This window comes from Mesorhizobium sp. B2-4-15 (genome assembly GCF_006658505.1).
Lineage (GTDB): Bacteria > Pseudomonadota > Alphaproteobacteria > Rhizobiales > Rhizobiaceae > Mesorhizobium.
In genome coordinates this window covers 234,902-260,405 of sequence record NZ_VFUZ01000002.1, presented here as the reverse complement: position 1 = coordinate 260,405, position 25,504 = coordinate 234,902, and the positions used below count along the sequence as shown (strand labels likewise).

Annotated in this window: 20 protein-coding genes, 1 tRNA gene and 1 pseudogene; 9 read left to right on the top strand and 13 right to left on the bottom strand. The window is 59.7% G+C overall.

The window, feature by feature from the left end; translation table 11 throughout:
• The first annotated feature begins 11 nt into the window (after nt 1-11).
• From FJ930_RS03600 to FJ930_RS03585, 4 genes are all read left to right on the top strand, one after another.
• The gene (locus FJ930_RS03600) at nt 12-1,970 is read left to right on the top strand and encodes an acyltransferase family protein (protein WP_141834889.1); all 1,959 of its coding nucleotides are present in this window, start codon (nt 12-14) and stop codon (nt 1,968-1,970) included.
• Nucleotides 1,971-2,279: 309 nt separating this feature from the next.
• Nucleotides 2,280-3,062 carry a class I SAM-dependent methyltransferase gene (locus FJ930_RS03595; RefSeq protein WP_181763263.1) on the top strand — a complete coding sequence of 261 codons (783 nt, stop codon included), beginning with the start codon at nt 2,280-2,282 and terminating at the stop codon, nt 3,060-3,062.
• A 42-nt stretch (nt 3,063-3,104) separates the two neighbouring features.
• A complete protein-coding gene (locus FJ930_RS03590) occupies nt 3,105-4,016 on the top strand; it encodes a hypothetical protein (protein ID WP_141834883.1) in 912 nt (303 codons plus the stop codon).
• 192 nt (nt 4,017-4,208) lie between these two features.
• Entirely contained in the window at nt 4,209-4,958 is a 750-nt protein-coding gene (locus FJ930_RS03585) for a methyltransferase domain-containing protein (RefSeq protein ID WP_181763262.1), read from the top strand.
• Here FJ930_RS03585 and FJ930_RS03580 read toward each other — a convergent pair.
• The 7 genes and pseudogenes from FJ930_RS03580 to FJ930_RS03550 all read right to left on the bottom strand — a co-directional run bounded on the left by FJ930_RS03580 (nt 4,940) and on the right by FJ930_RS03550 (nt 14,273).
• The gene (locus FJ930_RS03580) at nt 4,940-9,619 is read right to left on the bottom strand and encodes a glycoside hydrolase family 99-like domain-containing protein (protein WP_141834877.1); all 4,680 of its coding nucleotides are present in this window, start codon (nt 9,617-9,619) and stop codon (nt 4,940-4,942) included. The genes FJ930_RS03585 and FJ930_RS03580 overlap by 19 nt on opposite strands.
• Nucleotides 9,616-10,524: a dTDP-4-dehydrorhamnose reductase gene (rfbD, locus tag FJ930_RS03575; RefSeq protein ID WP_141834874.1), complete on the bottom strand. Its 909-nt coding sequence runs from the start codon at nt 10,522-10,524 to the stop codon at nt 9,616-9,618. Before rfbD ends, FJ930_RS03580 begins: the two co-directional genes overlap by 4 nt.
• Nucleotides 10,521-11,591 carry a dTDP-glucose 4,6-dehydratase gene (rfbB, locus tag FJ930_RS03570; protein ID WP_141834871.1) on the bottom strand — a complete coding sequence of 357 codons (1,071 nt, stop codon included), beginning with the start codon at nt 11,589-11,591 and terminating at the stop codon, nt 10,521-10,523. Before rfbB ends, rfbD begins: the two co-directional genes overlap by 4 nt.
• Nucleotides 11,592-11,661: 70 nt before the next feature.
• Nucleotides 11,662-12,216, bottom strand: a complete 555-nt coding sequence (gene rfbC / locus FJ930_RS03565; protein ID WP_141834868.1) for a dTDP-4-dehydrorhamnose 3,5-epimerase — start codon at nt 12,214-12,216, stop codon at nt 11,662-11,664.
• Nucleotides 12,217-13,098: a glucose-1-phosphate thymidylyltransferase RfbA gene (rfbA, locus tag FJ930_RS03560; RefSeq protein ID WP_141834865.1), complete on the bottom strand. Its 882-nt coding sequence runs from the start codon at nt 13,096-13,098 to the stop codon at nt 12,217-12,219.
• 404 nt (nt 13,099-13,502) lie between these two features.
• Nucleotides 13,503-13,609, bottom strand: a pseudogene (locus tag FJ930_RS30285) (NAD-dependent epimerase/dehydratase family protein); the annotation flags it as partial.
• Nucleotides 13,610-13,682: 73 nt separating this feature from the next.
• Nucleotides 13,683-14,273 carry a biotin transporter BioY gene (locus tag FJ930_RS03550; RefSeq protein ID WP_141834862.1) on the bottom strand — a complete coding sequence of 197 codons (591 nt, stop codon included), beginning with the start codon at nt 14,271-14,273 and terminating at the stop codon, nt 13,683-13,685.
• Nucleotides 14,274-14,389: 116 nt separating this feature from the next.
• Here FJ930_RS03550 and FJ930_RS03545 point away from each other — a divergent pair, with 116 nt between their 5' ends.
• On the top strand, nt 14,390-15,298 hold the full coding sequence (locus tag FJ930_RS03545) for an MBL fold metallo-hydrolase (RefSeq protein ID WP_141834859.1): 909 nt from the start codon (nt 14,390-14,392) through the stop codon (nt 15,296-15,298).
• A gap of 55 nt (nt 15,299-15,353) precedes the next feature.
• On the opposite strand, the gene FJ930_RS03540 is transcribed toward FJ930_RS03545, so the two are convergent.
• The gene (locus FJ930_RS03540) at nt 15,354-16,139 is read right to left on the bottom strand and encodes a DUF1499 domain-containing protein (RefSeq protein ID WP_140742438.1); all 786 of its coding nucleotides are present in this window, start codon (nt 16,137-16,139) and stop codon (nt 15,354-15,356) included.
• An 80-nt stretch (nt 16,140-16,219) separates the two neighbouring features.
• Nucleotides 16,220-17,848 carry a fatty-acid--CoA ligase gene (locus FJ930_RS03535; RefSeq protein WP_141834856.1) on the bottom strand — a complete coding sequence of 543 codons (1,629 nt, stop codon included), beginning with the start codon at nt 17,846-17,848 and terminating at the stop codon, nt 16,220-16,222.
• A gap of 323 nt (nt 17,849-18,171) precedes the next feature.
• Here FJ930_RS03535 and FJ930_RS03530 point away from each other — a divergent pair, with 323 nt between their 5' ends.
• Together FJ930_RS03530 and FJ930_RS03525 are read left to right on the top strand one after the other, a co-directional pair.
• Nucleotides 18,172-18,528, top strand: coding sequence for a hypothetical protein (locus FJ930_RS03530; RefSeq protein ID WP_140742442.1), 357 nt, complete (start codon nt 18,172-18,174; stop codon nt 18,526-18,528).
• A gap of 127 nt (nt 18,529-18,655) precedes the next feature.
• A complete protein-coding gene (locus tag FJ930_RS03525; RefSeq protein ID WP_140742444.1) occupies nt 18,656-19,045 on the top strand; it encodes a DUF427 domain-containing protein in 390 nt (129 codons plus the stop codon).
• Nucleotides 19,046-19,098: 53 nt separating this feature from the next.
• Here the strand turns inward: FJ930_RS03525 and FJ930_RS03520 are convergent, their stop codons facing one another.
• The 3 genes from FJ930_RS03520 to ppdK form a co-directional block, all read right to left on the bottom strand.
• The gene (locus tag FJ930_RS03520) at nt 19,099-19,839 is read right to left on the bottom strand and encodes a polysaccharide deacetylase family protein (protein ID WP_141834853.1); all 741 of its coding nucleotides are present in this window, start codon (nt 19,837-19,839) and stop codon (nt 19,099-19,101) included.
• Nucleotides 19,840-20,103: 264 nt separating this feature from the next.
• Complete coding sequence (locus FJ930_RS03515) at nt 20,104-21,207, bottom strand: glycosyltransferase family 9 protein (protein ID WP_141834850.1); 1,104 nt, start codon at nt 21,205-21,207, stop codon at nt 20,104-20,106.
• 129 nt (nt 21,208-21,336) lie between these two features.
• Nucleotides 21,337-24,012: a pyruvate, phosphate dikinase gene (gene ppdK, locus FJ930_RS03510; RefSeq protein WP_141834846.1), complete on the bottom strand. Its 2,676-nt coding sequence runs from the start codon at nt 24,010-24,012 to the stop codon at nt 21,337-21,339.
• A 224-nt stretch (nt 24,013-24,236) separates the two neighbouring features.
• Between ppdK and FJ930_RS03505 the strand changes: the two genes are divergently transcribed.
• Both FJ930_RS03505 and FJ930_RS03500 read left to right on the top strand, forming a co-directional pair.
• Entirely contained in the window at nt 24,237-24,581 is a 345-nt protein-coding gene (locus FJ930_RS03505; RefSeq protein WP_141834843.1) for a VOC family protein, read from the top strand.
• Between the two features lie 128 nt (nt 24,582-24,709).
• A tRNA-Gln gene (locus tag FJ930_RS03500) sits at nt 24,710-24,784 on the top strand.
• 153 nt (nt 24,785-24,937) lie between these two features.
• Here the strand turns inward: FJ930_RS03500 and FJ930_RS03495 are convergent.
• Complete coding sequence (locus tag FJ930_RS03495; RefSeq protein WP_141834841.1) at nt 24,938-25,450, bottom strand: DUF1772 domain-containing protein; 513 nt, start codon at nt 25,448-25,450, stop codon at nt 24,938-24,940.
• Nucleotides 25,451-25,504 lie beyond the last annotated feature (54 nt).

The window sequence follows — 25,504 nt, the reverse complement described above, 5'->3', positions numbered from 1 at the left end:
AGGGCTTCGGGATGGATCAAAGAACTCCGACATTAGCGCGAGCGGAAGCGGTCCGGTCAAAGTCCGGCTATCGGAGTGATATAGACGGGCTTAGAACCATCGCTGTCCTAAGTGTTGTCGCCTTCCACGTTGGTTTTCCAGCCTTCACAGGCGGGTTCCTTGGTGTCGATGTTTTCTTTGTCATCTCAGGTTACCTGATTTCAAAGAAGATCGAGGATGCGACCGAGCGTGGCGACTTCACGCTGTTGGGGTTCTGGGCAAGTCGCTATCGTCGGCTTTTCCCCGCGCTCGCAACAACTCTCCTGGTCTCAATGGCCGCCGCGTACTTTATTTTGCCGCCTGAGGACCTCGCCCAATTCGGTGCCTCGGCTGCTGCGGCCGCCCCTGGTTTTTCCAACTTTAATTTCTGGAACGTCTCTGGCTATTTTGACACCAAGGCCTTTACCAAGCCTGCTTTGCATACGTGGAGTCTTGGCGTCGAGGAGCAGTTCTACTACATCTGGCCGGTCATTCTTGTACCTCTACTTCGGCGGAAGGGAAGCAGGGCTAGGTTGCTCGCTGTGACGGGCATTGGAATGCTGAGCCTTATGGGGAGCGCCTTGTTCCTTCGATTCGGCAGCAATGTCTCGAATGATCCTACTTCCGCAGTGTTCTATCTCTTACCTTTTCGTGCCTACGAGCTTGCGCTTGGCGGTTCGATCCTTTGGATGGAGTGGCTTCGCCCGCGCAGCAGACTTTGGCAAGAGATATTGGCCATTGCTGGACTCGGGGCAGTCGTCGTCTCGATGTTTCTATTCACCGAGCAATCTTGGCTTCCGGCCTTGCTGCCGTGTGCAGGCTCGGCATTACTGATCTTTGTAGGAAAAGGACCGCTGTCGACCAGGCTTTTCGACAATCCACCATCGGTCTGGATGGGGAAGATCAGCTACTCGATCTATCTGGTTCACTGGCCAATTATTGTATTTTCCACCTACCTCTTCGACACCAATGGAATGATCTCGAAGCTGGCCCTGTGTGGTGCGTCTATCGCTTTGGCGTCAGCGCTCTACTATGGCATTGAGCGCCCAATCCATAAGGATCTAAGCATTTTGCCGAAGAAACCCCAATTCTTCGCCGCCATGCTTCCTGCCGCCACTTTGATCGTGGTCATCGGTGTGAATGCCTGGGCGTCGAATGGCTGGCTCTGGCGTTATGAATCACAGATCGCAGGGTTGCTTGACCCCGCGAATATGAGCTTAGGGCTGCCGCCAATTCCTTATCGATGCTTTCTATCCCCGACCGACTCCTGGATGGCCATCGACAAGCGCTGTTTCGTCCCTACTGCAGACGGCAGGCCAAAGATAATGATGGTGGGCGACAGCACTGCTGCGTCCTTGTATCCCGGTCTCAAAGCCGCTCTTGGAGATGCTGCGGATCTGTACCTTTGGTCGGGCTCGGCCTGCGTCCCTGCCCTTGACGTTCCGATGCCCTATCGACCGAACTGTCCAATGTCGAACGATCAGTTTTTTCGGCACACGATCAACGACAACAACTACGATCTCGTCATCATATCTGCCCATGGAGGCTATCCGGAGCTTCAAAAAGGCTTCCCCGCCATAAAGGCAATTCTGAATGCTAGAAGCATACCGTTCATTTTACTGGGAGATCTACCGACCTACGCTGATATTCCCCTCGGGATCGTAGCCAGACATGGGAAGATCACAGGCCTTGATGACATCATGGCTGCGAATTTGGCGGACGGTTGCACAGAAGAACATGGCCTCAACCAGCTGGTTGCGACATCAGAATTCTTCTCGACCAAAGTCGCCTTCTGTAAGGTTGGCCGACCCGCGTACCGCGATGGAATTCATCTTTTTCAGAAGGATTGGTTTCACCTAACCCAAGCCGGTGCTTTATATCTAGGGCGGCTATTGATGCCTAGGATCGAGATTTTGCTGTTAGCAAAAAAGGAACTGGGGCCTGTCCGGTGATGAACAGGGCGACTTCAGTCTTCAGATGTCATTATCGAAAGGGGAACAATGTTACGCTTGGGCCAGGATGACCTGATTGAGTTTAATGGGTCCAGGTGATCAAATAGTGATTGATGGCCGTTGGGCCAGTGTTCTGTGGTGATTCCTTTGGCGATTGATTGGTTGACTGCAATCCGGCGCGTGTTACAGGGTCGGACAATTCCAAACACTTTTGAAAGAGTAAGCGCACCTATGTTTTCCGTAACCGTCCCACACCTGAATGCCGCGGAACGCGCGGCTACCGACGGATGCACCGTTGAGGAGGCGTTCATGTTCCTACGCCGAATGAGCTTGGACGACTTCGGCTTGTTTATGATTTCGTTGCCAAACAAGGGCTATCCTGGTTTGTCTCGCCTTCTGCCAGCGATGGCCAGCGATGAGGTTCAGAAGACTTGGACTGGCGCGTCTGGTGTCGACCTGTTTCGGCAGACCTCTGCGTTTGCACGTCAGATGGAAAACAATTTCACCAAGCACGTCGGGACACCGCTGGCAGGTTCCGACATTCTCGACTTTGGGTGCGGCTACGGTCGTATCCTTCGTATGATGTACTATCACAGCGACCCCACCAAGATTTGGGGCGTCGATGCCTGGGATACCTCCTTGAAGCTATGCCGACAGGCTGGACTGCCGGGCAATTTCGCTCAGTCGGAACGGACGCCATCCGGTCTTCCCGTCGGAGACCAAAAGTTCGATTTGATTTTCGCCTTCTCGGTCTTCACACATCTGGCGCCTTCAGCCGCCAAAGCTTGCCTCTTGGCAATTAGCAAACACATCAAGCCTGGCGGATTGTTCGTGGCCACCATTCGACCTATCGAGTTCTGGCCGTTCATCGATGGAATTCGAAAGACTTCCTTGAGCGCAAAAATGCAGTCGAGCCACCGCACGAACGGATTTGCCTATCTTCCTCACGGTGGCATCGAAGGTGAGACCTATGGCGACATTTCATGCGAGATAGACTTTCTGGATGGGGACGGCTGGAAAGTCGTGGGCTACGATCGATCGATACTCGATCCATTCCAAGTGTCGGTGCTGATGAAGCCCCATTTTCAATGACAGCAGGATTGCTGTGATGACGGAATCGCGGTTTATCAAGTCATGCGGATCATTCTCCATATCGGTGTTCACAAAACTGGCACGACTGCGTTGCAGTCGTTCCTTCATCGTAACGCAGCACTGCTTGCGGACCGTGGCATCTTTTACAAACCGACCAGCAGCGCTTGGCCAAACCACAATCCGTTGGCCGCAGCATTCATGCCCGATGCAGAGGACAATGGTCCCGATCGACTAGCGAAGACGCTGGACGAAGCAGGGGAACGGACGCTGCTGATCAGTTCGGAAATGCTGTGCGAGCCCAGCGTCGACATCGATTTGTTTCTATCGTGCCTCAAGGGTTACGACGTTCGCATTATCGCCTATATCCGTCATCCCTGCGATATCGTCATTTCCGCCTTTAACGAGGTGGTCAGACATTACAACGCGCGTTGGACGCGGCCCTTGAATGAAAGGCCGTTCGCCTACGATCCATCTCAGATAGACGTCCTCCGGCGCTGGCTGAAAGTATCCAATCTCACGTTGGCCCCGTACGATAGCGCCCAGTGGGTAGGTGGTTCGATCTTTTCCGATTTTCTTGCTATGATCGGCATCGCGGGCGACGGCTTCGACTACAGCCAGACTGACGGCAATGAATCGCTACCTTATCCACTGGTCGAAGCGCTCCGGCTTGTGAACACAGCTAATCCTTCGGCTGAGCAACATTGTGCACTTGTCGAAACGCTGCGGACCATCAAAAGCGAGGCGGGGGAATATCCGCTGACGCAAACAAACGTCAAGCTGTTTCTGGCGCAAATGCATCAGGCGCTGCCTATCTATCGGCCCCACTTCCGCCCTGGCTTTCAAGAGGATTTTCTCCTTCAGGCGCGACCTTTCCTGCCGAAATCGACTGCAGACAATGGTCTCAAAGGGTTGGTATTGGCGTCACAGCGACCTTCACGGGCTGAGGCTGATTAGTCTAAGTCTATAGGTCAGAGATATGTTCGCATGTCCGATTGTCGACGTGAGTATTGGCGATGGCGCTTTAGCCTAGCGATTTTCCGAAATTGCGATCCCATGGATTTTATCTTTCAGAGAGAAAGCGGTGCTTGGAACCATTGGCGCGGCTACAGAGTTCAGCTAGGCCCGAGGCCCGGCGGATGGATATCAATGCCGATAGAGTTTCAAGCCGCTTGCCCGATTTGCATCGAACGTCGGACGTTCACATCACCTGATGACTACAATAGCTGCAGAGACTCACTCGTCGCCACCGATTGCCCTTTGAATAATTGCGTTACGCGTGAACGGGCTGCAGCTCATGTCGTATTCTCGCTCTTTTCAAGAGAGGCGTTTGAGACGCTCCGTATCCATGAATCGGCGCCGGGAGGTCGTGGCCTGTCATTGTGGCTTTGGTACAATTCGAAGCAAAAAGTATTTTCAGGCTACTATCCCGACAGGTCTTTTGGGTCGATGGTCGAGCATATCAGGAATGAAGATCTCGAAAACCAAACGTTCCCCGACCTCAGTTTCGATCTCGTCATCCACTTAGACGTGATGGAGCACCTGTTTGACCCATTCGCCGCCCTAAATGAGATATTTCGCACGCTCGACTATGGAGGGGTTTGCATCTTCACGACGCCGACATACGCCGAGAGAGTGGCTTCGGAGCAGGTGGCTTTTCGTGAAGCCGGAGACATAAGGATTGTCGGCGAACCCGAATATCACGGCAATCCTCAGGACCCCACGGGGTCGCTAGTCACATGGCGTTACGGCTACGATTTACCCCTGTTGATACAGCGCCGCACCGGTTTCGACGTCGAAGTTCGAAGAATGCAATCGAAAGGCATTGCCGTTCTTGGTCCGATGACTGAGGTCTATATCTTGAAAAAGCCGGCCAGGTCTTATCGTCCTGCCCTCTGATTTTGCTGCAGTTCCCAAACACCCGAATGGCTTTCGAACCGTGGCTTGTCGCCTGTCGCCAAGCCAAATTGCTCATAGAGACGCTGAGCATATGCCGCCGCCGAACGTTGCGCTGCCGCTCCCAGATGAAAGCGCGCAATCGTTTCGGATTGCACGCGCGCGATCTCCTGTAACTGGCTTGCGTCGAAGTGCCCTATCGTCACGCTCGATTGGTGCCGGCGGTGCGAGTTGAGGGAGCCTGGATGAAACGCGATATCGCCTTTCTCGAGCAATCGCAGATACGCAACCCAGTCCCCTGCGTTCCTGTATGATGCGATTTCATCAAGATTTTGGCTGAGAGCCTCGCGTAACGGCGACCTTCGAAACAAAACCCCACTGACGTTAGGAATGGTGTTCTTGAGATACAGCGCCTCGGCAATTTCCCGACGGCCATCGATGACATAGGGCCTTGTCCACCGAGCGCGGTCAATATCGGCCACATAGTCGAGATAGTGCTCTGACAAGACGCGGCCGACACCGTCTATCTGACGCGACTGGCAGTAACTCATCACGACTTCGTCACGCTCAAAGGCCGGCATAAGCTCTGCCAGAAAGCCGGGATCGGCCAAGTCGTCGGCTTCTGCGATCCAAACGTAATCGCCGCGCGCCATTTCAACGCCACGCATCCATTGGCGGAAAACCGAGCCTGAATTCTGGGCATTCACGACCAGCCTGCATGGAATGTCGCATTGGGCTCGAAATTCCTCGATGATTTCGATGCTGCCGTCGGTAGAAGCGTCGTCCAGAACGATGATCTCATAGGGCCGCACCGTCTGCCGGACAATCGAATCAAGGCGCGCACCGAGATAACGGGCATAGTTGTAGTTCGGCACTATGACGGACACGCGCGGCAACGGCCTCTCAGCGTAAGCCAGCAGGTCGTGCAGGTAATGGCTGAAGTCAAACTCCTGTCGGACGATCTCCTGGCCGGTGCCTGCAAGTCGCCGCGCATCATCTGGGTCATCAAGCAGACCGCCAATGGCTGTTGCCATGGCATCGGTGTCGAACCCGGGGACAAGAATGCCGCAATCGCGCCTCAGCAGATCCTGGAAGCCGCCGGCGCCCTCGAACGCGACCACCGGGATTGCCGCATCAAGCGCTTCGAGCACCACCGAAGGGAACGGATCTTCACGCGAGGTCAACGCGTAGACATCGGCCGCGAAATAGTACTCCTGCGGGTTCTCGACCAGTCCAACGAAAACGAAGCGATCCTCAAGGCCAGCCTCTTTCGCCCGTTGTATTTGCTTTGCATGCAGGCTGTGGTCAAAGTGGCCGAGCCAGACAGCGACCACATCTGGCCTGGTCCCCATCACCTTTAGGCAAACATCCACGAAAAGATCGAGGCCCTTCCGATGGTCGGCATAGCCAGCGCACAAGACGATGCTGGCGTTCGACGACAACCGCAACTTCTTGCGGACCGTCTCGCGGACCATTTGGCGTTCGGTGGCGCGATAGGGCGTACGCAGGTACAGACCCTGCGGTCTGACAACCGACTGGCGAACCGCCCGGCCGACAAACTCCTCGAACCCGGCCTTCACGATCGCGGCTGGGAAAACAACCATGTCGGCGTTTTCAGCAATTGCGGCCGCAGCATCGGCGAGCCCGTACGACCGCAGGATTCCAGGAAGCTCATGGATCAGAGATACCGTGCGAAATCCGGCACGCTTCAGCAACGGTACGATATCGCCGGAAACCGTCGTATTGACGATCGCGACGTCCGCGCCGGCATTCCTGATGGCAGTCAAACGGGATAACACATCGGCATCACCACGCTCAGGCAGGTCGATCCTGTGCACTGTCGCGACACCGGCGAAGCGGCCGAGCAGCGGCCCATCGCCAAGGACGATCATGTCGACATCAAATTGCAGTCTGCCAAATTCGCGAGCCATCGCCAGCGCCAGCAGTTGCGCTCCGTGCGGATGGGCATCGTGGGAAACGACAACTATGCGCGGCCTCGATTTCCCGCCCGCCGCCTCCAGAGCGTCGCGGGTCGCCTGTAGATAGGCATAACCGTTTACGTTGTCTGGCTCCAGGTGCGCGCCTTCCGCCCATTCGTTCCAGGCATTGACGAAGACCAGTCGCTCGGACGGCTCCTCGATATGAGCCAGCGTGTCCTCGATGGCGTTGTCGAGCCATTTGCGGTAGAGCGCGGGGGTGTTGTTGATGAATACGGTGCCGCCGTGCTTGCGGCGCGCGGTGTTGTCCCAGCCTGGGCAAACCGAACGGAAGAGTTTGTATTTGCGGGGCGGATAGTTCTCGCTGCGCTGCGGGAAAACCGACCAGTCATAAACGGTTGATGCAAAATCCCCATGCAGCGGCGTCACGGTGTGCGTGACGTTTGGCGGCGCGGAATTGTTTGGGGGAAATTCAACAGCACCATCGAACCCATAGCGATCAGGAGACACGGACTCGAAGGATTGAGTATAGGCGAGGAAAATTTCCCCAACGCCGTTATCCCGGCACCATTTCCGCCAGCGCCCGGCCGTCTCCGCTGCCGCCGGAAGCAAGCTTGGGCGATACACAAGCAGCAGTGGCTTGCCGTCGATGCGGATGTAGCGGGGGTCGCTCAGGTAAGGAGCCACCTCGCCGATAAAGGCGAGATCGTCCTGAGGAGAATGGTCCTGGGCGATAAGTATTTCCTGATCCATGCCATCCCAGCGGCGTGACCAGTTCTCATTGGCCCAGCAGAGGCAAAACGGCATATCGAGGCTTTTGTCCTCAAGCCAATTTTCGAGCGGCGTTTCCAGGAGCCGCTTGCCGCCGAACCAATAGAAGTAGAAACAGAAACCCTCCACGCCATAGAGCTTTGCCAGTTCGATCTGCTGACGCTGCACGGCCGTATCGCGCAAATCATAATAGCCAAGCCCCTCCGGCACGTGCGGCTGGTAATGGCTGACAAACTGCGGCTGAGCGGGCCTGACGTTGGTCCACTCAGTGAAACCCTCCCCCCACCATTCATCATTTTCCGGGATCGGATGGAACTGTGGCAGGTAGAATGCGATTACCCGCACCGGCTTTTGAAGCAAAGGCGGCCCTGCGAGGCGCGGCAGGTAGACCGGCTCTGGCGCAAGACTCGGGCCAGACCTGAACAGAACCGCCTGTGAGCCTCCGCCCAGGGGAGCATCAGGCGCCTCCAGGCTTCTCCAGGCGCGATAGGCGTTCGTCACGCCAAACAGCGAAGGAAACCGCGAGAAAACAGTGCTCTTCAACTTTCTCTTCGCATCGTTAGACAGCGGCAGATCGTGCCAACAGCGGTAAGCGGCGCGAGCCATGATGCGGCGAACTCCGGCGGGCGCTCTGCCGATGGCGCGGGCGCGATTCCCAAGCCCTCGCAATGGCTTGGTGAGCTGCCAGGACGTACTGGCATAAACGGCCTGGAGAACGCCGTGCAGCCGGGCTTCCTCGGAGCGCGCATTGTCGCGGTCTGCAAGCAAGCTGCCGGTCATTTCTCGCACGGCATGAAGAACGCCGTGCAGCCGGGCTTCCTCGGAGCGCGCATTGTCGCGGTCTGCAAGCAAGCTGCCGGTCATTTCTCGCGCAGCCGACAATTCTTCTTGCAGAGCCTGGACCTCTTCGGCCCTGGCGTTGATTTGCGCCCTTGCCTGTGCGATCTCGTCTTCGTGATCCCTGACATGCGCGCGCATTGCGACCAGTTTGCTGGAGAAAGCCTTGATCAGAGCCCCTTGCCGTCCCACCAACTCTCTGTTGGTCGCAATTTCTTCTTCCATGGTCACCGCCTTCAACGACCACGGATTCCCGGTTTGATCGGCCGCCTCGTTCTCGGTGCCGTCGAGAGGAACCATGCTTCCGTCGGCGAGAGCGATCCTGCCTTGCACGCTGCGAGGCCCCAGGACGTTTTCCTGGATCGGTCGCTTCGTTACGATGCAGAGCGAGTTCAGGAATTCGATGGAATGGATCGATGCCAGAGCCGCATCATCGAAGGCGACCTCATGCTTTTCGGCGAAGGTGGCCAAAGCCTCCATCCGACTACGGTTCAGCCCCCAATGCTCATGGTTGACCACATCAAGAAGACGCTTGAAAAATGACATCGAGGAAAGAGGATCGTAGAGGCCGCCCTCGAACTCCCGCCAATAGCTGCAATGCAAATCTTCCACTATATACAGCCCGCCCTGGGAAATGTAAGGAAAATAGCGGGCGAAGGAGCGTATAATGTCGGACGACGTGTGCGACCCGTCATCTATGATAATATCAAATTCTTTGGAAACCGCAGCAATATTGCTTTCTACCTCATCCGTATTTGCGTCCCCAACAATAACAGCGATTTTCTTGTCGTCGAAAACCAGATTGCCGCACGCCACATTGATGTCGCATCCGAGAACGAGTTCCGCTTTGGTAAAATATTCCCGCCAGACCTCGAGTGAACCGCCGTTCTGGACCCCGATTTCCAGAATTCGAACCGGTCTGTTTCGATATTGCGCGAAGATTCGGTCATATGTCTCAAGATAGATCGACCATTTGTCCGAAATCTTGCCGCTATGGGCCAGGTACAGGTCACGAAGTGAGCTGTCTGGTGCTTCAGCTTGCTTGGTTATCATCCCGGCGTGCACTTCAGGTCCGGCGTCGCCAGCAGTCTGCCGCTCCGGCAAAGGAAACTCGCTCATGCGGTTAATGCCTGTTTCGTCTCACCGACCACAAGCCGGCGCACCACCTTGTCCGCCGATCGCCGCCAGTCCGGCGCGTTCCAGCCGAAGGTGGAGGCGAATTTCGCGCTCGATAGCCGGGAGTTGGCGGGGCGGCGCGCCTTGGTCGGATAGTCCATCGTAGCAATGTCCCGTACCCGCGCCCAAGGGCCACCAAACACGCGGCTTGTGTCGAGGATATGACGGGCAAAATCGCTCCAATTGGTCTCGTCCGTGCCAGCCAGATGATAGATGCCGAACGCTGTGAAGCTGTTGTCGCGCCGCAACATGGCCGCCGCATGCAGGATCGCGTCCGCGATATCGAGGGCGCAGGTGGGATTTCCCCATTGATCGGCCACCACGGAAATCTCGTCGCGGTCGGCGGCCAGCCGCAGCATGGTTTTCACGAAATTCCTGCCGAACGGGCTGTAGACCCAGGCGGTGCGCAGGATCAGGTGGCGCGGGTTAGCGGCGGCCACCGCCTGCTCGCCGGCGAGCTTGGAGGCGCCATAGACACCGAGCGGCGCCGTCGCATCGGTCTCGACATAGGCGCCGGGGGCGCTGCCGTCGAAGACGTAATCGGTCGATAGATGGATGACGGGAACGCCGAGCCGCGCCGCCGCTTCAGCCACCTTGCCGGCGCCGGTCGCGTTGACCGCAAAGGCCAGATCGGGTTCGTCCTCGGCCTGATCCACGGCCGTGTAGGCAGCGGCCGACACGACGATATCCGGCTTCGCAACCGCGATGGCGTCGATGACGGTTTGGGGTCTTGTCAGGTCGAGTTCGGGACGGCCGATGGCGACGACCTCCAAGCCGGCATTTCCCTGGCCGGCCTCCAGAAGGCTTGCCGCGACCTGGCCGTCGCGTCCGGTGACAACGAGTCTCACGCGCCCACCTTGCGGGCTTCGCCCAATCTTTCGCCGGCATAGCGCTGCTCGCGGATCGGTCCCCACCACCATTTGTTGTCAAGGAACCAGTCCACGGTTCGAGCCAGGCCGCTGTCGAAATTTTCCCTGGGCGCCCAGCCGAGCTCGCGGCCGATCTTGGAGGCATCAATGGCGTAGCGGCGGTCGTGGCCGGGACGGTCTGTGACGAAGGAGATCAGCTCGCGATAGCGCCGGCCGCCGGCCCTGGGACGCCTGATGTCGAGCAGATCGCAGATCGTCTCGACGACGGAAAGGTTCGTGCGCTCCGAATTACCGCCGACATTGTAGCTCTCGCCCGGCATGCCCTTGGTGGCGATCAGTTCCAAAGCTCGCGCGTGGTCCTCGACGAACAGCCAGTCACGCACATTGGCGCCGGCGCCATAGACCGGCAGCGGCTTCTCGTCGAGCGCGTTGAGGATGACGAGCGGGATCAGTTTTTCGGGGAAATGATAGGGACCGTAATTGTTCGAACAGTTGGAAAGCACGACCGGCAGGCCATAGGTCTCGTGCCAGGCCCGCACCAGATGGTCAGAGGCCGCCTTGGAGGCGGAATAGGGCGAGGACGGCGCGTAAGGCGTCTCCTCGACGAACATCCCGCCATCGAAGGGCAGGTCGCCGAACACCTCGTCGGTCGAGACATGATGGAAGCGGAAGCGGCTTTTCCTGTCGTCGGATAGGCCGCGCCAGTATTCGAGCGCGGCATTGAGAATCTTGTAGGTGCCGACGATATTGGTCTCGATGAAGGCGCCAGGCCCGTCGATAGAGCGGTCGACATGGCTCTCGGCCGCCAGGTTCATGACGATGTCGGTGTCATCGCGGCGCATTATGTCGAGCACCGCCCTCTCGTCGCAGATATCGGCCTGGGCGAAGCTGTAATTATGGGCATTCTCGATCGGCCGCAGCGAGGCCAGGTTGCCGGCGTAGGTCAGCTTGTCGAGATTGGTCACCCGGTAGGCCGGATTGGCGCACAGATGCCGGCATACCGCCGAGCCGATGAAACCGGCGCCGCCTGTCACCAGAAAGTTCATACCACTATCCCCATGCAGCACCCTCTCTTGGCCACACTCTTTCTGGCTGCATTCTCTTTGCCAACGCTCATCAATCGAACACCTCCGCCGCGGCCAGCGGCGGCGCCTTGAGGTCCTTGTCCGAAAGCTGGAAACCGCCAGGCAGCGAAGGCCATTCGATGCCGATTGCGGGATCGTCGAAACGGATCGACCGGTCATGCTCGGGCGAATAGGTGTCGGTCACCTTATACAGAACCTCGGTGTCGGGTAGGAGCGTCACAAAGCCGTGCGCGAAGCCCTTGGGCACCAGGATCTGGTTGCCTCTTTCGGCCGACACTTCCAGAGCGACCCATCCTCCAAAGGTCTTCGAACCCCGGCGGATATCGACCGCGATGTCGAGGATGCTGCCACGGATGACGCGCAGCAGCTTGTCCTGGGCGCGCGGCGCGAGCTGGTAGTGAAGCCCGCGCAAGACCCCAGCGGCAGCGGAATAGGAGTGATTATCCTGCACGAAAAGCAGGTCAATGCCGGCCCGCGAAAAGCGTTCGGCATTGTAGGTTTCCATGAAGAAGCCGCGTGCATCGCCATGTCGCTTCGGAACGATTTCCAGCAGGCCATCTATGCCAAGGGGCCTCACCTCCAGCATCTACCCCTCCGAAAGATCGACCACACGCCGGCGCAGATAGGCAGCGTACTCGTTCTTTCCGAGCCGGGTTGCCCGCTCCAGCACCTTGTCCGCCGTCAGCCAGCCCTGTTCAAAGGCGATTTCCTCCGGACAGGCCACCTTGATGCCCTGGCGGTGTTCGATCGTGCGCACGAAGGAAGAGGCCTCGTGCAGGCTGTCATGAGTGCCGGTATCGAGCCAGGCATAGCCACGGCCCAATCGGTGCACATGCAGTCGGCCGCGCTCGAGATAGACGTTGTTGACCGCCGTGATCTCCAGTTCGCCGCGTGCCGAGGGACGGATGGTCGGGGCGATCTCGACCACCTCATTGTCGTAGAAATACAGGCCTGTGACGGCCCAGTTGGATTTCGGGTTTTGCGGCTTTTCCTCAATCGTCAGCGCGGTTCCAGTCGCCTTGTCGAAGGATACGACGCCATAGCGTTCAGGATCCTCGACATGGTAGGCGAACACCGAGGCGCCTGCATCGCGCGATGCCGCGGTGCGGCAGAGCTGCGACAGGCCGTCGCCGAAATAGATGTTGTCGCCCAGGATCATCGACACGCTGTCCTTGCCGATGAACTCCCGGCCAATAATGAAGGCTTCCGCAAGGCCATTGGGGTGCGGCTGCTCGGCATAAGACAACACAAGGCCGAACTCCGATCCGTCACCCAGTAGATCACGAAAGGCCGGCAGATCGCGCGGTGTCGAGATAATCAGAATCTCTCGGATTCCCGCGAGCATCAATACGCTCAGCGGGTAATAGATCATCGGCTTGTCGTAAATTGGAAGGATTTGCTTAGAGACGGCTAATGTTAGTGGATAAAGACGTGTTCCACTGCCTCCAGCAAGGATAATTCCTTTCAAAAAGCTCTCCTCGAGATGCCCGGCCTTGACCGCCTGTGCTTAGGTTTCATGCAATAGCTTGTCAATGCGGCAGGGGCAAACAAGAACACAGCGTCGGTTGCTGACATTAAAGGTGCTTTCCGCCGTTCTAGTGCCGGCAAGGCCCGCCTCTGGAGGGAATACCGATCCCGATTGACGCGCTCCTCTGGCAAAGGCCGATCAGCAGAGTCTCTCTGAATAGTACCATCCAAATGGGCGAACGTCATCGCAGGCGCCCCCGGTTCGCATGGGATAATCAACGAGAACAAGCGGAAAAGATACGTCCCAGAATTCAATATGAGGCAAGAACTCATGTGACTTCCCTGTGTCCGGCATGGCCGGCAAGGCAGCCGCCCGCAATGCTCTGCAGCAAAAGATTGCGGTGGAGAATGATGGCAATCGCTGATGCTGTCGATGCCGACAACCTCGTCGCCGCGCTCCAGGAGCTGTCTGGCGACGTGATAGCCTATGAAGCCCGCAACCCTGTGACCAGAACCTTCTTCCGAACCGCCCGTCCTTGGGACTTGACCCCTGACGTCTATGCCACACCAAGACTCTTCGTAACCTCAGGAGCGCTTGAGCAGCGACCAGACGGCCGGCACCAGGCTTGCCGCAAGGGCAACCTTGATCAGGTCGCCGACGATGAACGGCACGACGCCGAACTGCCAGGATTTTTCCGGACCGATGAGCAGCGCCAGCCAGGCAAAGCCCATCGCCATCATCACCACCTCGGCAACCAGCATCGCGTTGAAAAGCTTGATCGGATGACGGTCCCAGCCGCGATCGGCGGCCCAGCCGACAATCGCCGCCATGACCACGAAGCCAGCAAGGTAGCCGCCGGTCGAGCCGAGCATGTAGGCTATGCCGATGCCTTTCTCCGGCGTGCTCTGGAAGACCGGGAAGCCCATCGCGCCTTCCGCCATGTAGAGCAGGAGAGTGGCGACGCCGAGACGCATGCCGAAGGCGGCGGCGATCAGGAAGACGGCGAGTGTCTGCATCGAGATATCGACAGGCCCCAGCATGACCTTGGTCCTGGCCGACAAGGTCAGCAGCAGCGTTCCGGCAATCGCCAGGAAAAACTGCGTTGCCAGCCGCGCCGCGCCTTCCTGCGGCAAAGCCAGAGAAACAAGCGGGCGCATCGTCGTTGCAGTTGCCATGGTCACTTCCCCAATCCGATTTGCCGCGATCCGACAATCGCGCTCTTGCGTTTTCCTATATTGGCTTGCGTGCTATGCGGCAATCGCTTTTGCCATTCCAGGAACAATGTGGCGACATGGCCCTCAAATTCGATACCAGCTTCGATCCCAATTACGGCCGGGGCGTGAACGTGGCGCCTGACGTGCAGCGCGTCACGGCCCGTAACCCCAGCCCCTTCACCTTTTATGGCACCAACAGCTATATCGTGGGGCATGAGACGCTGGCGGTGATCGATCCCGGTCCCGATGACGATGCGCATCTTCGGACCCTGCTCGACGTGATCGCCGGCAGGCCGGTCAGCCATATCTTCGTCAGCCACACGCATCGCGACCATTCTCCGCTGGCGGCCCGGCTGAAAGAGCGCACCGGCGCCACGGTGCTCGCTGAGGGACCGCACCGGCCGGCAAGGCCGTTGCATATCGGCGAGACCAATGCGCTCGATGCCAGTGCCGACATTGCCTTCCTTCCCGACGTCGCGCTGCCGGACGATGCGGTCGTCGCCGGCGATGGCTGGGCGATCCGGACGGTTCTTACCCCCGGCCACACCGCCAATCACGCGGCGTTCGCGCTGGAAGGAACCGGCATCCTGTTTTCGGCCGATCATGTCATGGGCTGGGCGACATCCATCGTAGCCCCCCCAGACGGGGCAATGGCCGATTACATGGCATCGCTGGACAAGCTGATCGGGCGCGATGACCACCTGCTGCTGCCCGGCCATGGCGGGCCGGTGACCGCGCCGCGCAGTTTTACGCGCGGACTGAAGACGCATCGCAAGATGCGCGAGCGGGCCATACTGGAGCGGGTCAGGGCCGGCAACCGGACCGTTCCCGACATGGTCAAGGCGATCTACCGGGACACCGATCCCCGGCTGCACGGTGCGGCCGGGCTGTCCGTGCTTGCCCATCTCGAGGATCTGGTGGCGCGCGGCATGGTCTCGACAGACGCCGGCCCCGCCATCGACGGCATTTTCACGCCAGCTCGATAAGCGCGCCTGACCCGGACGCCCGCCTTCTCGCGGGCGCGGGATCGCGAGGATACGACTATTCGGCTGGCGCCGCCCCGACCTGTCCGGCGACTTCCTGGTCCAGTTCCGCCAGGAACTCGGTGATGCGCGCGGCATTGTCGCCGAGGTCATGGCGGCCGTAACGCGAAGCCGACCGCATGTCGACGATGATCATATCGCCGTTATCGGTCACGCGGATCGCCACATCGGCCGGGAGGCCGAGCGCGAAGCTCGAGGCGACGGCGGTAATGGTCACTTCTCTCTGCCCAGCGAGGTCGGGATAGGGTTCCGAAAGGTCCCAGCCGCGCCGGTCGAGCACGGTTTCGACGGCATTGACGACGGTCTCGAACGGCAGGTCATAGCTGCGTGCGCTGACCAGCGGATAGCTGTCGGTCTGCAACGTCTGCTCGCCCGGCGTGGACGGAGACAGCACATTCATGTCGTTCGTGCGGTCACTCACATCGAGCGCGGGCGGATCGTCGAAATCAGTCGAGATGTCCCTCAGCGGCGGATAGATCGTCGCCCAGTAGGCAGCGACGCCATACGGGGTAAGCACCAGCAGGGCCAGCAAGGCGCCGACGGTCAGATCGCGGCCGCCACGGTCGCCGAAATTCCATAGCCTGGAAAAGGCCAGCCCGGCAAACAGCAGCGCCAGCGCCGCCAGAAGCGCGACAATGCCCAGCACCCACAGGAATACGGGCGTCTCGACGAGACCGAAGCGATGGCCGACGAAGTCGGTCAGCAAAAGCACCGCTGAAAATGCGCCCGTGCGCCGCGACCAGCCGGCGGCCTTCGACGTTTGCCGTTCGGGAATGCTAACCATTGTTCTCTGCGCTGTCCCCACCCGGACGGAGGTTTAGTGCCTTTTTGCGACGGCTTGAAGCCGAAACACGCAACATCCCCTCAATCCGTCGGCAAGCGATAATCCCTGAACTGCTGACGCAAGGTGATCTTCTGGATCTTGCCGGTGGCGGTATGCGGTATTTCGCCGACGAAAGCGACATCATCGGGCATCCACCATTTGGCCAGCTTGCCATCCATGAAGCCGAGAATATCCGCCTTGGTCGGTTCCTTGCCCGGCTTGGCGACGACGACCAGCAGGGGCCGCTCGCCCCATTTCGAATGATGAACACCGATGGCCGCCGCTTCCGCCACGTCCGGATGGCCGACGGCCAGATTCTCGAGTTCGATGGTCGAGATCCATTCGCCGCCGGATTTGATGACGTCCTTGGCGCGATCGGTGATCTGCATATAGCCGCCGGCATCGATATGAGCGACATCTCCGGTATCGAACCAGCCGTCCTCGTCGAATTGGTCCGCGCCCGCGCCGCCATAATAGGCGCGGGCAACAGCCGGACCGCGCACCTTCAGCCGGCCAAAGGTCTTGCCATCCCAGGGTTGCGGGTTGTTCTTGTCGTCGGTCACCTTCATTTCGACGCCAAAGGGCGGGTAGCCCTGCTTGCCCTGGATGTCGAGCCGCGCTTCTCCCTCAAGACCGACATATTCGGGCTTCAAGGTGCACAGCGTGCCGAGCGGCGACATCTCGGTCATGCCCCAGGCATGGATGACCTGGACACCGTAATTGTCCTGGAATTTCGTCATGATCGCGCGCGGGCAGGACGAGCCGCCGATGACGACCTTGCTCAGATGAGGCAGCTTCCTGCCGGTTCCTTCCAGGAATTGCAGCAGCATCATCCAGACCGTCGGCACGGCAGCGCTGAAGGTCACTTTCTCGGTGTCGAGCAATTCGTAGATCGAGGCGCCGTCCATCTTGCAGCCAGGCATGACCAGCTTGGCGCCGATCATCGGCCCGCTCTGGCCAAGGCCCCAGGCATTGGCGTGGAACATCGGCACCACCGGCAGAATCGTGTCGCGTGCCGACAGGCCCATCGCATCGGGCATGGCCGCGATCATGGCGTGCAACACGTTCGAACGGTGACTATAGACAACGCCCTTGGGATCGCCTGTCGTGCCAGATGTGTAGCACATGCCCGCGGCAGTACCTTCGTCGAAGGTCTTCCAGGCGAAATCGCCCTCGACCTCTTCAAGCCAGTCTTCATAGGCGACGGCGTTGGGCAGCGTCGTTTTCGGCATGTGCGCATTGTCGGTGAGCACGATCACCTTTTTCAGCGATTTGACGGCGCCGACGATCTTCTCGAGCAACGGTATGAAGGTAAGGTCGACGAAGACAGCCTTGTCCTCGGCATGGTTCATGATCCAGACGATCTGCTCGGGAAACAGGCGCGGATTGAGCGTATGATAGATCGCGCCGATGCCCATGATGCCGTACCAGGCCTCGATATGGCGAGCGGTGTTCCAGGCCAGCGTGGCGATACGGTCGCCCAACCCATAGCCATCGCGTTCCAGCCGCTGTGCGACCTTCAGAGAACGACGATGGATGTCGGCATAGGTGGTGCGCACGATCGGCCCCTCGATCGAACGCGACACGATCTCGCGCACGCCATGCTGCCGTTCAGCATTATCGATCAGCTTGTGGCACAGCAGTGGCCATTCCTGCATCAGCCCCAGCATCTCGTTCCTCCCCTAGGCTTTTTTGCGTTGTAGCTTTGGTTCATTGTGAAGCGAACCGGAGGATTGTCCAGTCACTCGCTTGCATGGCGAACGATTTTCTGAGGCCGCGCAAAATCGGCAAACGGTTGAATTTTGACGGGTTTTGGGCCTTCGGCTCCTGAATGCTCGTGCCGACAAGGTGGCAGGAGGGTCGAAACCATCCGTGTTGGAAGCGGCGTCGTATTGGACGAAATCACGAGTAAATCCGCCACAATCCGGCCATCGTCCGCGTTAAGTTTCGTTAACGGGCAAAGGGGTGCGATTGGCGACTGAAAGAGGTTCGCATGGACGCGCAGCTCGACGACAAGGCCCTGGAAAGCACACTTGCGGAAAGCCTGGCCGATTTGGTGCCGGACGAAAAGACTGTTTCCGAAGAAGAATTTGTTGAAGTTGTCGGCGGCGCGCTCGAAGCGGTCGGCGGCACGCTGCTGTTCAAGATGTGCGTCCAGAACGAAGGGGAAGGCCAGCACGTTGCGGCGGCATCCGTCGGCGATGGTGGCAATCGCCAATTCCTGCTGCTCACCTTGCCGACCGGCGGCGGCGCGCTGAAAGTCGAGACCGTTTCGAGAAGCAGCAATCCGGTGGCGGGCATCGCGGCCGCCTATGCCGGCCTGCTGGATGCCTTCAAAGCCGCCGCCTGAGCCTCAGCGGACACGAAAGCGCTGATGTGCCACCCCTCGGCGGCTGGCGGCTGCCATGCTTGATGCCAAGGGGCTTGCGCAACAGCCGTGTCCGCCACACCTTAAGGCCAGGCAAGGAGGAACTAGCATGGACAAGATCGCCAACCCGGCACCCGGCTTCCAGCGCAATCCTGACAAGATCATCACCGTCGAGCCCTATGTCGGCACTATCACGGTGCGCGTCGGCGATTCGATTATCGCTTCATCTGCGAAGGCCAAGGTGCTGACCGAGGCGCCTTATCCGGTCGCCTTCTACATTCCGTTCGCCGATATCGATTTCAACAAATTGAGCGGCACGGAACACTCGAGCCATTGCCCCTACAAGGGCGACGCCAGCTATTGGAGCGTGCTGCCGGCTGGCGAGGCGGGCAAGGACGCGATGTGGGCCTATCGGAAACCTTTCGACGAAATGACCGAGATTCGCGACCACGGCGCGTTCTACGCCAGCAAGGTCAGCATCGAAGCCAAGCCGGGCTGAGCACTTCGCGTCAGCCATTTGCAGGCCGGTATCACCTTAATATCAACGCGCAATCAGTCGGTAGTGCCGTGATCCCCTGTGCCGTCGGCATCGTCGAGGCGCACGAAGGTCATGCCCTTGTTCTTGAGCGCCAGGAGGCCCTGCACCACGCCCTCGCCGGCGGCGTGGGTCGGCTGGTTGATGTGGGCGATGATGACGTCACCGTCCTTGGCCGCGGCGATGCGCTTGGCGGTTTCCTTGGCGCCGAGCAGCGAGCCGCCATCGCCATTGATCGAGAAGCCGGCAATCTTGAAGCCGAGCTTGCGGATCATCGCGATGGCCGAAGGGCTGTATTCGGCGGTTGCGCCACGGAACCATTTCGGCGCCGGCTCACCCGTCCTGGCAAGAGCAGCGGCGCCCGATTCGACCTCGGCGAGCACCGCGTCAGGGCTGCCGGCGCTGCGTATGCCATAGATTTTCTGCGGCGTGTCGACCGCCGGAATATGGCGCCCGCCGTGATTTTCCAATTCGAAAAGGTCCGGATGTGCCCGCATGATGGCGACGGCCGCGGCGTTGCGCTTCAGCCAGATACCGGTGACGAAAATGGTGGCTGGTATGTTGTTTTCCACCAGCGCCGAGAGAATCCGCGTGTCGGTCTGTCCGCCGCAGGCATCGAGCGTGAGCGCGACGTGGCCCGCTCCGCTAGCCGCGGGCTTGATGTGCAGCGTGGGCTCTACCAGCGTCGCGGCATTGGCATTGGACAGCAGCGCCAAGGACGTGGCGATCATGCAGAGATGTCTTTGCAGCAGACGCATCAACCCGAATTCCTGACTGGCGATTTCTAGAGCATTATGCCGAAAAGTGTGAAGCGGTTTTCGGACGACATCATCTCTTGGATTTAGAGGCGGATTCAGATTTCAGGTCGATTCGACCTGAAATCATCCGGCTCTGGCCGGTATCCCAAAACCCGCATGAAGGCGGAAATCGGGACGATGGATAGCAGAAATACCCGGCGCGGCGATTTGACCGCCCGCTGGGTGACCCCGCCTTTCGGGGCGGCCCCGACGATCAATCGCCGCTCAGACAGCGCCTTCGCGCTTCATCTCGGTGCGCGCGAGAACCTCGCGGGCCGCCTCAACGACAGGCTTGACTTCCAGGCGCCAGACACAACACGCCTTGCTGGGGTCGGTGCGGCGGCACAAGTCCTTGGCCACGCAGTCGCATGGCATCGGCGGCCGAAGCGCGATGCTGGGCACACCGACAGGTCCCCAGCGTGAAGGATGCGTCAGGCCGAACAGCCCGACAACCGGCGTGCCCGCGGCAGCGGCCATATGCATCGGGCCGCTCTCATTGCCGAGAAACAGCCGGGCCTGTTTCAGGACCGCCATCAGGCTCTCGAGCGACAATGTGCCGACAAGATCGACGACCGGCGTCGCTGTCTTGGCCAGGACCTGCGCGGCGGTCTCGCGTTCGTCCGGCCCTCCCACCAGGACGACGCCCAATCCGGTGTCGGTCGCAATTTCGTCGATCGCCTCGGCAAACCGTTCCGGCTGCCATTGCCGGCCCTTGAAACTGGCGCCGGCATGGACGGCGACAAAGGCGTTCGGGCGAAGATGGTGCTTGCCCAGAAGCGTCAGGGCTTTCACGGTCTCGAACGGCAGCGGCTGGATGCTCGGCACCGTCACGCGCAAATCGACCCCAAGCGCTTCAAGCGGCGAAAGATAGCGATAGACGAAATGCTGGCCGCCAAATCCGTATGGTTTGGCACGCACATTGGCAGGCTGCCTCTCCAGCAGCCGCAGCGGCCTTTCGGACGGATCATAGCCGACGCGTGTCTTTGCGTTGACGAGCCCGCTGATGATGCGTGAGGTTTTTGAATCGGTCAGGTCAATCGTCAGGTCGAAGCGGAAGCCACGCAGCGCCCGCACCATGGCGTAAAGCTCCTTTGCGCGCTCCAGAGTGGTGCCGCGCATGCGGGACCGCCTGAATGCGACCACCTCGGAGGCGATGCCATGCGCAACCACGAAGTTCTCGAATTGCGCTTCGCAGAGGAAGACGATCCTCGCACCGGGGAATTCGAGTTGCAGGTTCCTTGCCAGCGCCGAGGCAAGAACGATGTCACCTATGAACTTCGTTTGAATGATCAGGATCGAGCGGAACTGCACGGGTGAGATCTGCAACATCTGATTCCGAAGACAATTGGCGGGCCGTCCGCAAATTGGGCAGAAACAATGTCGAGATTACGCGATGCCGTCAGCACGTTCGCGTGAGTTTTCATACAAAACCGTAAGCTTTGACACAGCCTGACCGGCTTAGCCACGCTCCTTCGCCACCTGCACAGCAGCCTGCGCGGCCGCCAGCCTGGCGATTGGCACGCGATAGGGCGAGCACGACACATAGTCGAGCCCAACCTCCTCGCAGAAACGGATCGATGAGGGATCACCGCCATGTTCGCCGCAGATGCCGAGCTTGATCTGAGGCCGGGTCGCCCTGCCCTTTTGCGCGGCCATGCGCACCAGTTCGCCGACGCCATCGATATCGAGCGAGACGAACGGATCCTGCTCGATAATGCCCTTCTGGCGGTAGGTCTCCAGGAATGAAGCCGCATCGTCGCGCGAGATGCCGAAGGTGGTCTGGGTGAGGTCGTTGGTGCCGAAGGAGAAGAACTCGGCCGATTCGGCGATGACATGGGCACGGATCGCGGCGCGCGGCAGTTCGATCATCGTCCCCGTGAGGTAATCGATCTTGATGCCGCTCTCGTCCATGACGCTTTTGGCGACCGCGTCGATGCGCGTCTTCACGTAATCGAGTTCCTTCACAAGGCCGACCAGCGGCACCATGATCTCGGGCACCACCAGCGCGCCGGCCTTCTTGCCGGCCTCGACGGCCGCCTCGAAAATGGCGCGCGCCTGCATCTCGGCGATCTCGGGATAGGAGACAGCCAGCCGGCAGCCACGATGGCCGAGCATCGGGTTGAATTCGTGCAGGGCCTCGGTGCGCTGCCGAAGCTTGTCTGGCGATACATTCATGGCGGACGCGACCTCGGCGATTTCGGCCTCGGTCTTGGGCAGGAATTCATGCAACGGCGGGTCAAGCAAGCGGATCGTCACCGGCAGGCCGGCCATGATCTCGAACAATTCCAGGAAATCCGAGCGTTGCATGGGCAGAAGCTTGGCAAGGGCCGCGCGCCGGTCCTTCTCGGTGTCGGCGAGGATCATCTCGCGCATGGCCACGATGCGGGCGCCGTCGAAGAACATGTGTTCGGTGCGGCAAAGCCCGATGCCCTCGGCACCGAAGGAGCGCGCCATGCGGGCATCGAGCGGCGTTTCGGCGTTGGTGCGCACCTTCATGCGCCGCGCCGCGTCCGCCCATTCCATGATGGCGGCGAAATCACCAGACAATTCCGGCTGCAGCATCGCGACGGCGCCCTTGAGCACTTGGCCATTGCCGCCGTCGATGGTGATGACATCGCCCTTGCGGAAGGTCTGCCCCATCGAGAGCAGCGTGCCGGCCTTGTAATCGACGCGCAGCGAGCCGGCTCCGGAGACGCAGGGCTTGCCCATGCCGCGCGCCACGACCGCCGCATGGCTGGTCATGCCGCCACGCGTGGTCAGGATGCCCTCGGCGGCATGCATGCCGTGGATATCTTCGGGACTGGTCTCGATGCGCACCAGGATCGCCTTGCGTCCCTGTGTCTTGAGGTCCTCGGCATCGCCGGACGAAAAGACGATCTCGCCGGTGGCGGCTCCGGGCGACGCCGGCAGGCCGACGCCAATCACATCACGCGCGGCCTTCGGGTCGATGGTCGGGTGCAGCAACTGATCGAGCGAGGCAGGGTCGATACGAGCGACGGCCTCCTCCTTCGTGATCAGACTGTCCCTTGCCATCTCGACAGCGATCCGGAGCGCGGCCTTGGCGGTGCGCTTGCCGGACCGGGTCTGCAGCATCCACAACTTGCCGCGCTCGATGGTGAATTCGAGGTCCTGCATGTCGCGGTAGTGCTTTTCCAGCCTGTCGGAGATGGTGACGAAGGAATGGAAGGCGTCCGGCATCAGCTTCTGCAGCGACGGCTTGTCGGAGCCGGCGGCGATGCGGGCCGCTTCGGTGATGTTCTGCGGCGTGCGGATGCCGGCGACGACGTCCTCGCCCTGCGCGTTGACCAGGAACTCGCCATAGAGCTGCTTTTCGCCGGTCGAGGGATTGCGGGTGAAGGCCACGCCGGTGGCGGAGGTCTCGCCCATATTGCCGAACACCATGGCCTGGACGTTGACCGCCGTACCCCAGCTTTCTGGGATGTCGTGCAGGCGCCGGTAGGTGATGGCGCGGTTGTTCATCCAGCTTGAAAACACAGCACCAATGGCGCCCCAGAGCTGTTCGTGCGGGTCCTGCGGGAACGGCCTGCCGAGTTCTTCCTCGACCTTGGCCTTGTAGAGCGCGATCACGCCTTGCCATTCGATGGCCGTCAGTTCGGTGTCGAGTTCATGGCCGAGGCTGGCCTTCTGGTCTTCCAGGATCTCCTCGAACACCTCGTGATCAAGGCCCATGACGACATCGGAATACATCTGGATGAAGCGGCGGTAGCTGTCATAGGCGAAGCGCGCATCGCCGGAATCGGTGGCCAGCGCCTCGACCGTCTCGTCGTTCAGGCCGAGATTGAGCACGGTGTCCATCATGCCCGGCATCGAGGCGCGAGCCCCGGAGCGCACCGACACCAGCAACAGCTTCGACGGATCGCCGAACCGACGGCCGGTCAGCCGGCCGATATGATCGAGCGCGACCGCGACATCGGCTTCCAGTCCCGCGGGATAGGTGCGGCCGTTGGCATAATAAGCGTTGCAGACCTCGGTGGTAATGGTGAAGCCCGGCGGCACCGGCAGACCCAGGCTGCACATCTCGGCCAGATTGGCGCCCTTGCCGCCCAGCAGATTCTTGTCGCCGGCACGGCCTTCCGCCGCACCATCGCCAAAGGTGAAAACCCATTTGGTCATGCTTTGCTCTCCGGTTGCAGGAGATTGGAAAGGTTGGCGAAACGGAAAGTTCCGCCCGTGTCCGACTTTGGAGCGATATGATGCTGCAGTGCGAAAGGCAAGCGCCGGAAAAGCCGGCTGACCGCTACAATCGATTAAGAAAAAGCCCTTCCGGGACATGCGGCAAAAAGACTTGCCACCTCACGGTTCGGTGTCTAGAACATAAAGAGAACAAGAGGTGCCTCATGAAACAGAATGGAAAACTCGACTATCTGGAAATGCCGGCGACCGGCGGCATGCTGGACCGGGTGAAGGCTTTCTACAGCACCGCCTTTGCCTGGTCGTTCACCGATTACGGGCCGACCTACTCAGCCTTTTCCGAAGGCCTCGACGGCGGTTTTCAGGCCGATGCCGCGGAAGCATCGGCAAAGCCGCTGCCCGTGCTTTACAGCGAAAATCTCGAGGAGACCCTCCACGCTGTGGAAAGCGCCGGCGGCACGATCGTCAAGCCGATCTTCCCGTTCCCGGGCGGCCGACGTTTCCACTTCGTCGATCCGGCTGGCAATGAGTTGGCCGTGTGGTCCGAATAGTCCGTTTGTGGACCACCTGGCGCCAACCGCACTGCTGGTCGATTGAGTGTTCCCGTGATTGCTCATAAGCATTGTGCTTTTCGGCTGCTCTGCTAATAACGCGCCGCACAAGCGACTCTGACGGCTATTGGGGCGTCGCCAAGTGGTAAGGCATCGGTTTTTGGTACCGACATTCCCAGGTTCGAATCCTGGCGCCCCAGCCATCTATTTTCGTCAGCTACAGCAACCACTTAGTGGAACTGAGCGCTATTCGCCGGGATGAGCGCGGGCTTCGGTTTCGAATCCCTTGGCGTCCCGCATCTGCTCTCACGTTTCAAAAGTCCGTCGGAAGCTGGTTGCGACAGTCAGGTAATCTATCAGACGTCATGCAGCGCGATTGCCGTGGTCAGCAGGGTCAAGCTCAGCATCGCCGCCACTGCGCGCATGACATGCGAGATCTCCCACCGGTTGCGAAGGGCGATCCACTCTGTCTCCTGTGACTGGGCTGGACCTCCTCTACCCTCGGTACCGAAGAAGCCCTTGGCGGGTGAGCTCAATTCCACGCCTTGCAGCCAGCACTTGTTCACCGGCTGGGTCATGAACCAGAAGATGCCCTGCATGACCAGCAGTGCGGCCAACGCGCAGGCGATCAGCCAGAATTGGATCGACCCCACTCTCGCAGTCAGCAGCGACGCAAGCGTCGCAATGATCCCGCCAACCTCCGCGACTCCACCCCCGATCGTAAACCCTGGATAATAGATCTGCTGGACGACAAAATACCGCTCCTTGCCGAGCCTGAGCTTACCAGGCAGTTCCAAAGCGTGGGCAAGCGCCATAGCCATCGCGCTCGCTACCAAGATGACGGTCACTACTTCAAGCAAAACATACATCGCGATCTCGCTTCGATGGCATTGCCCCGCCCCGCGAAAGAGCAGCCATCCGTA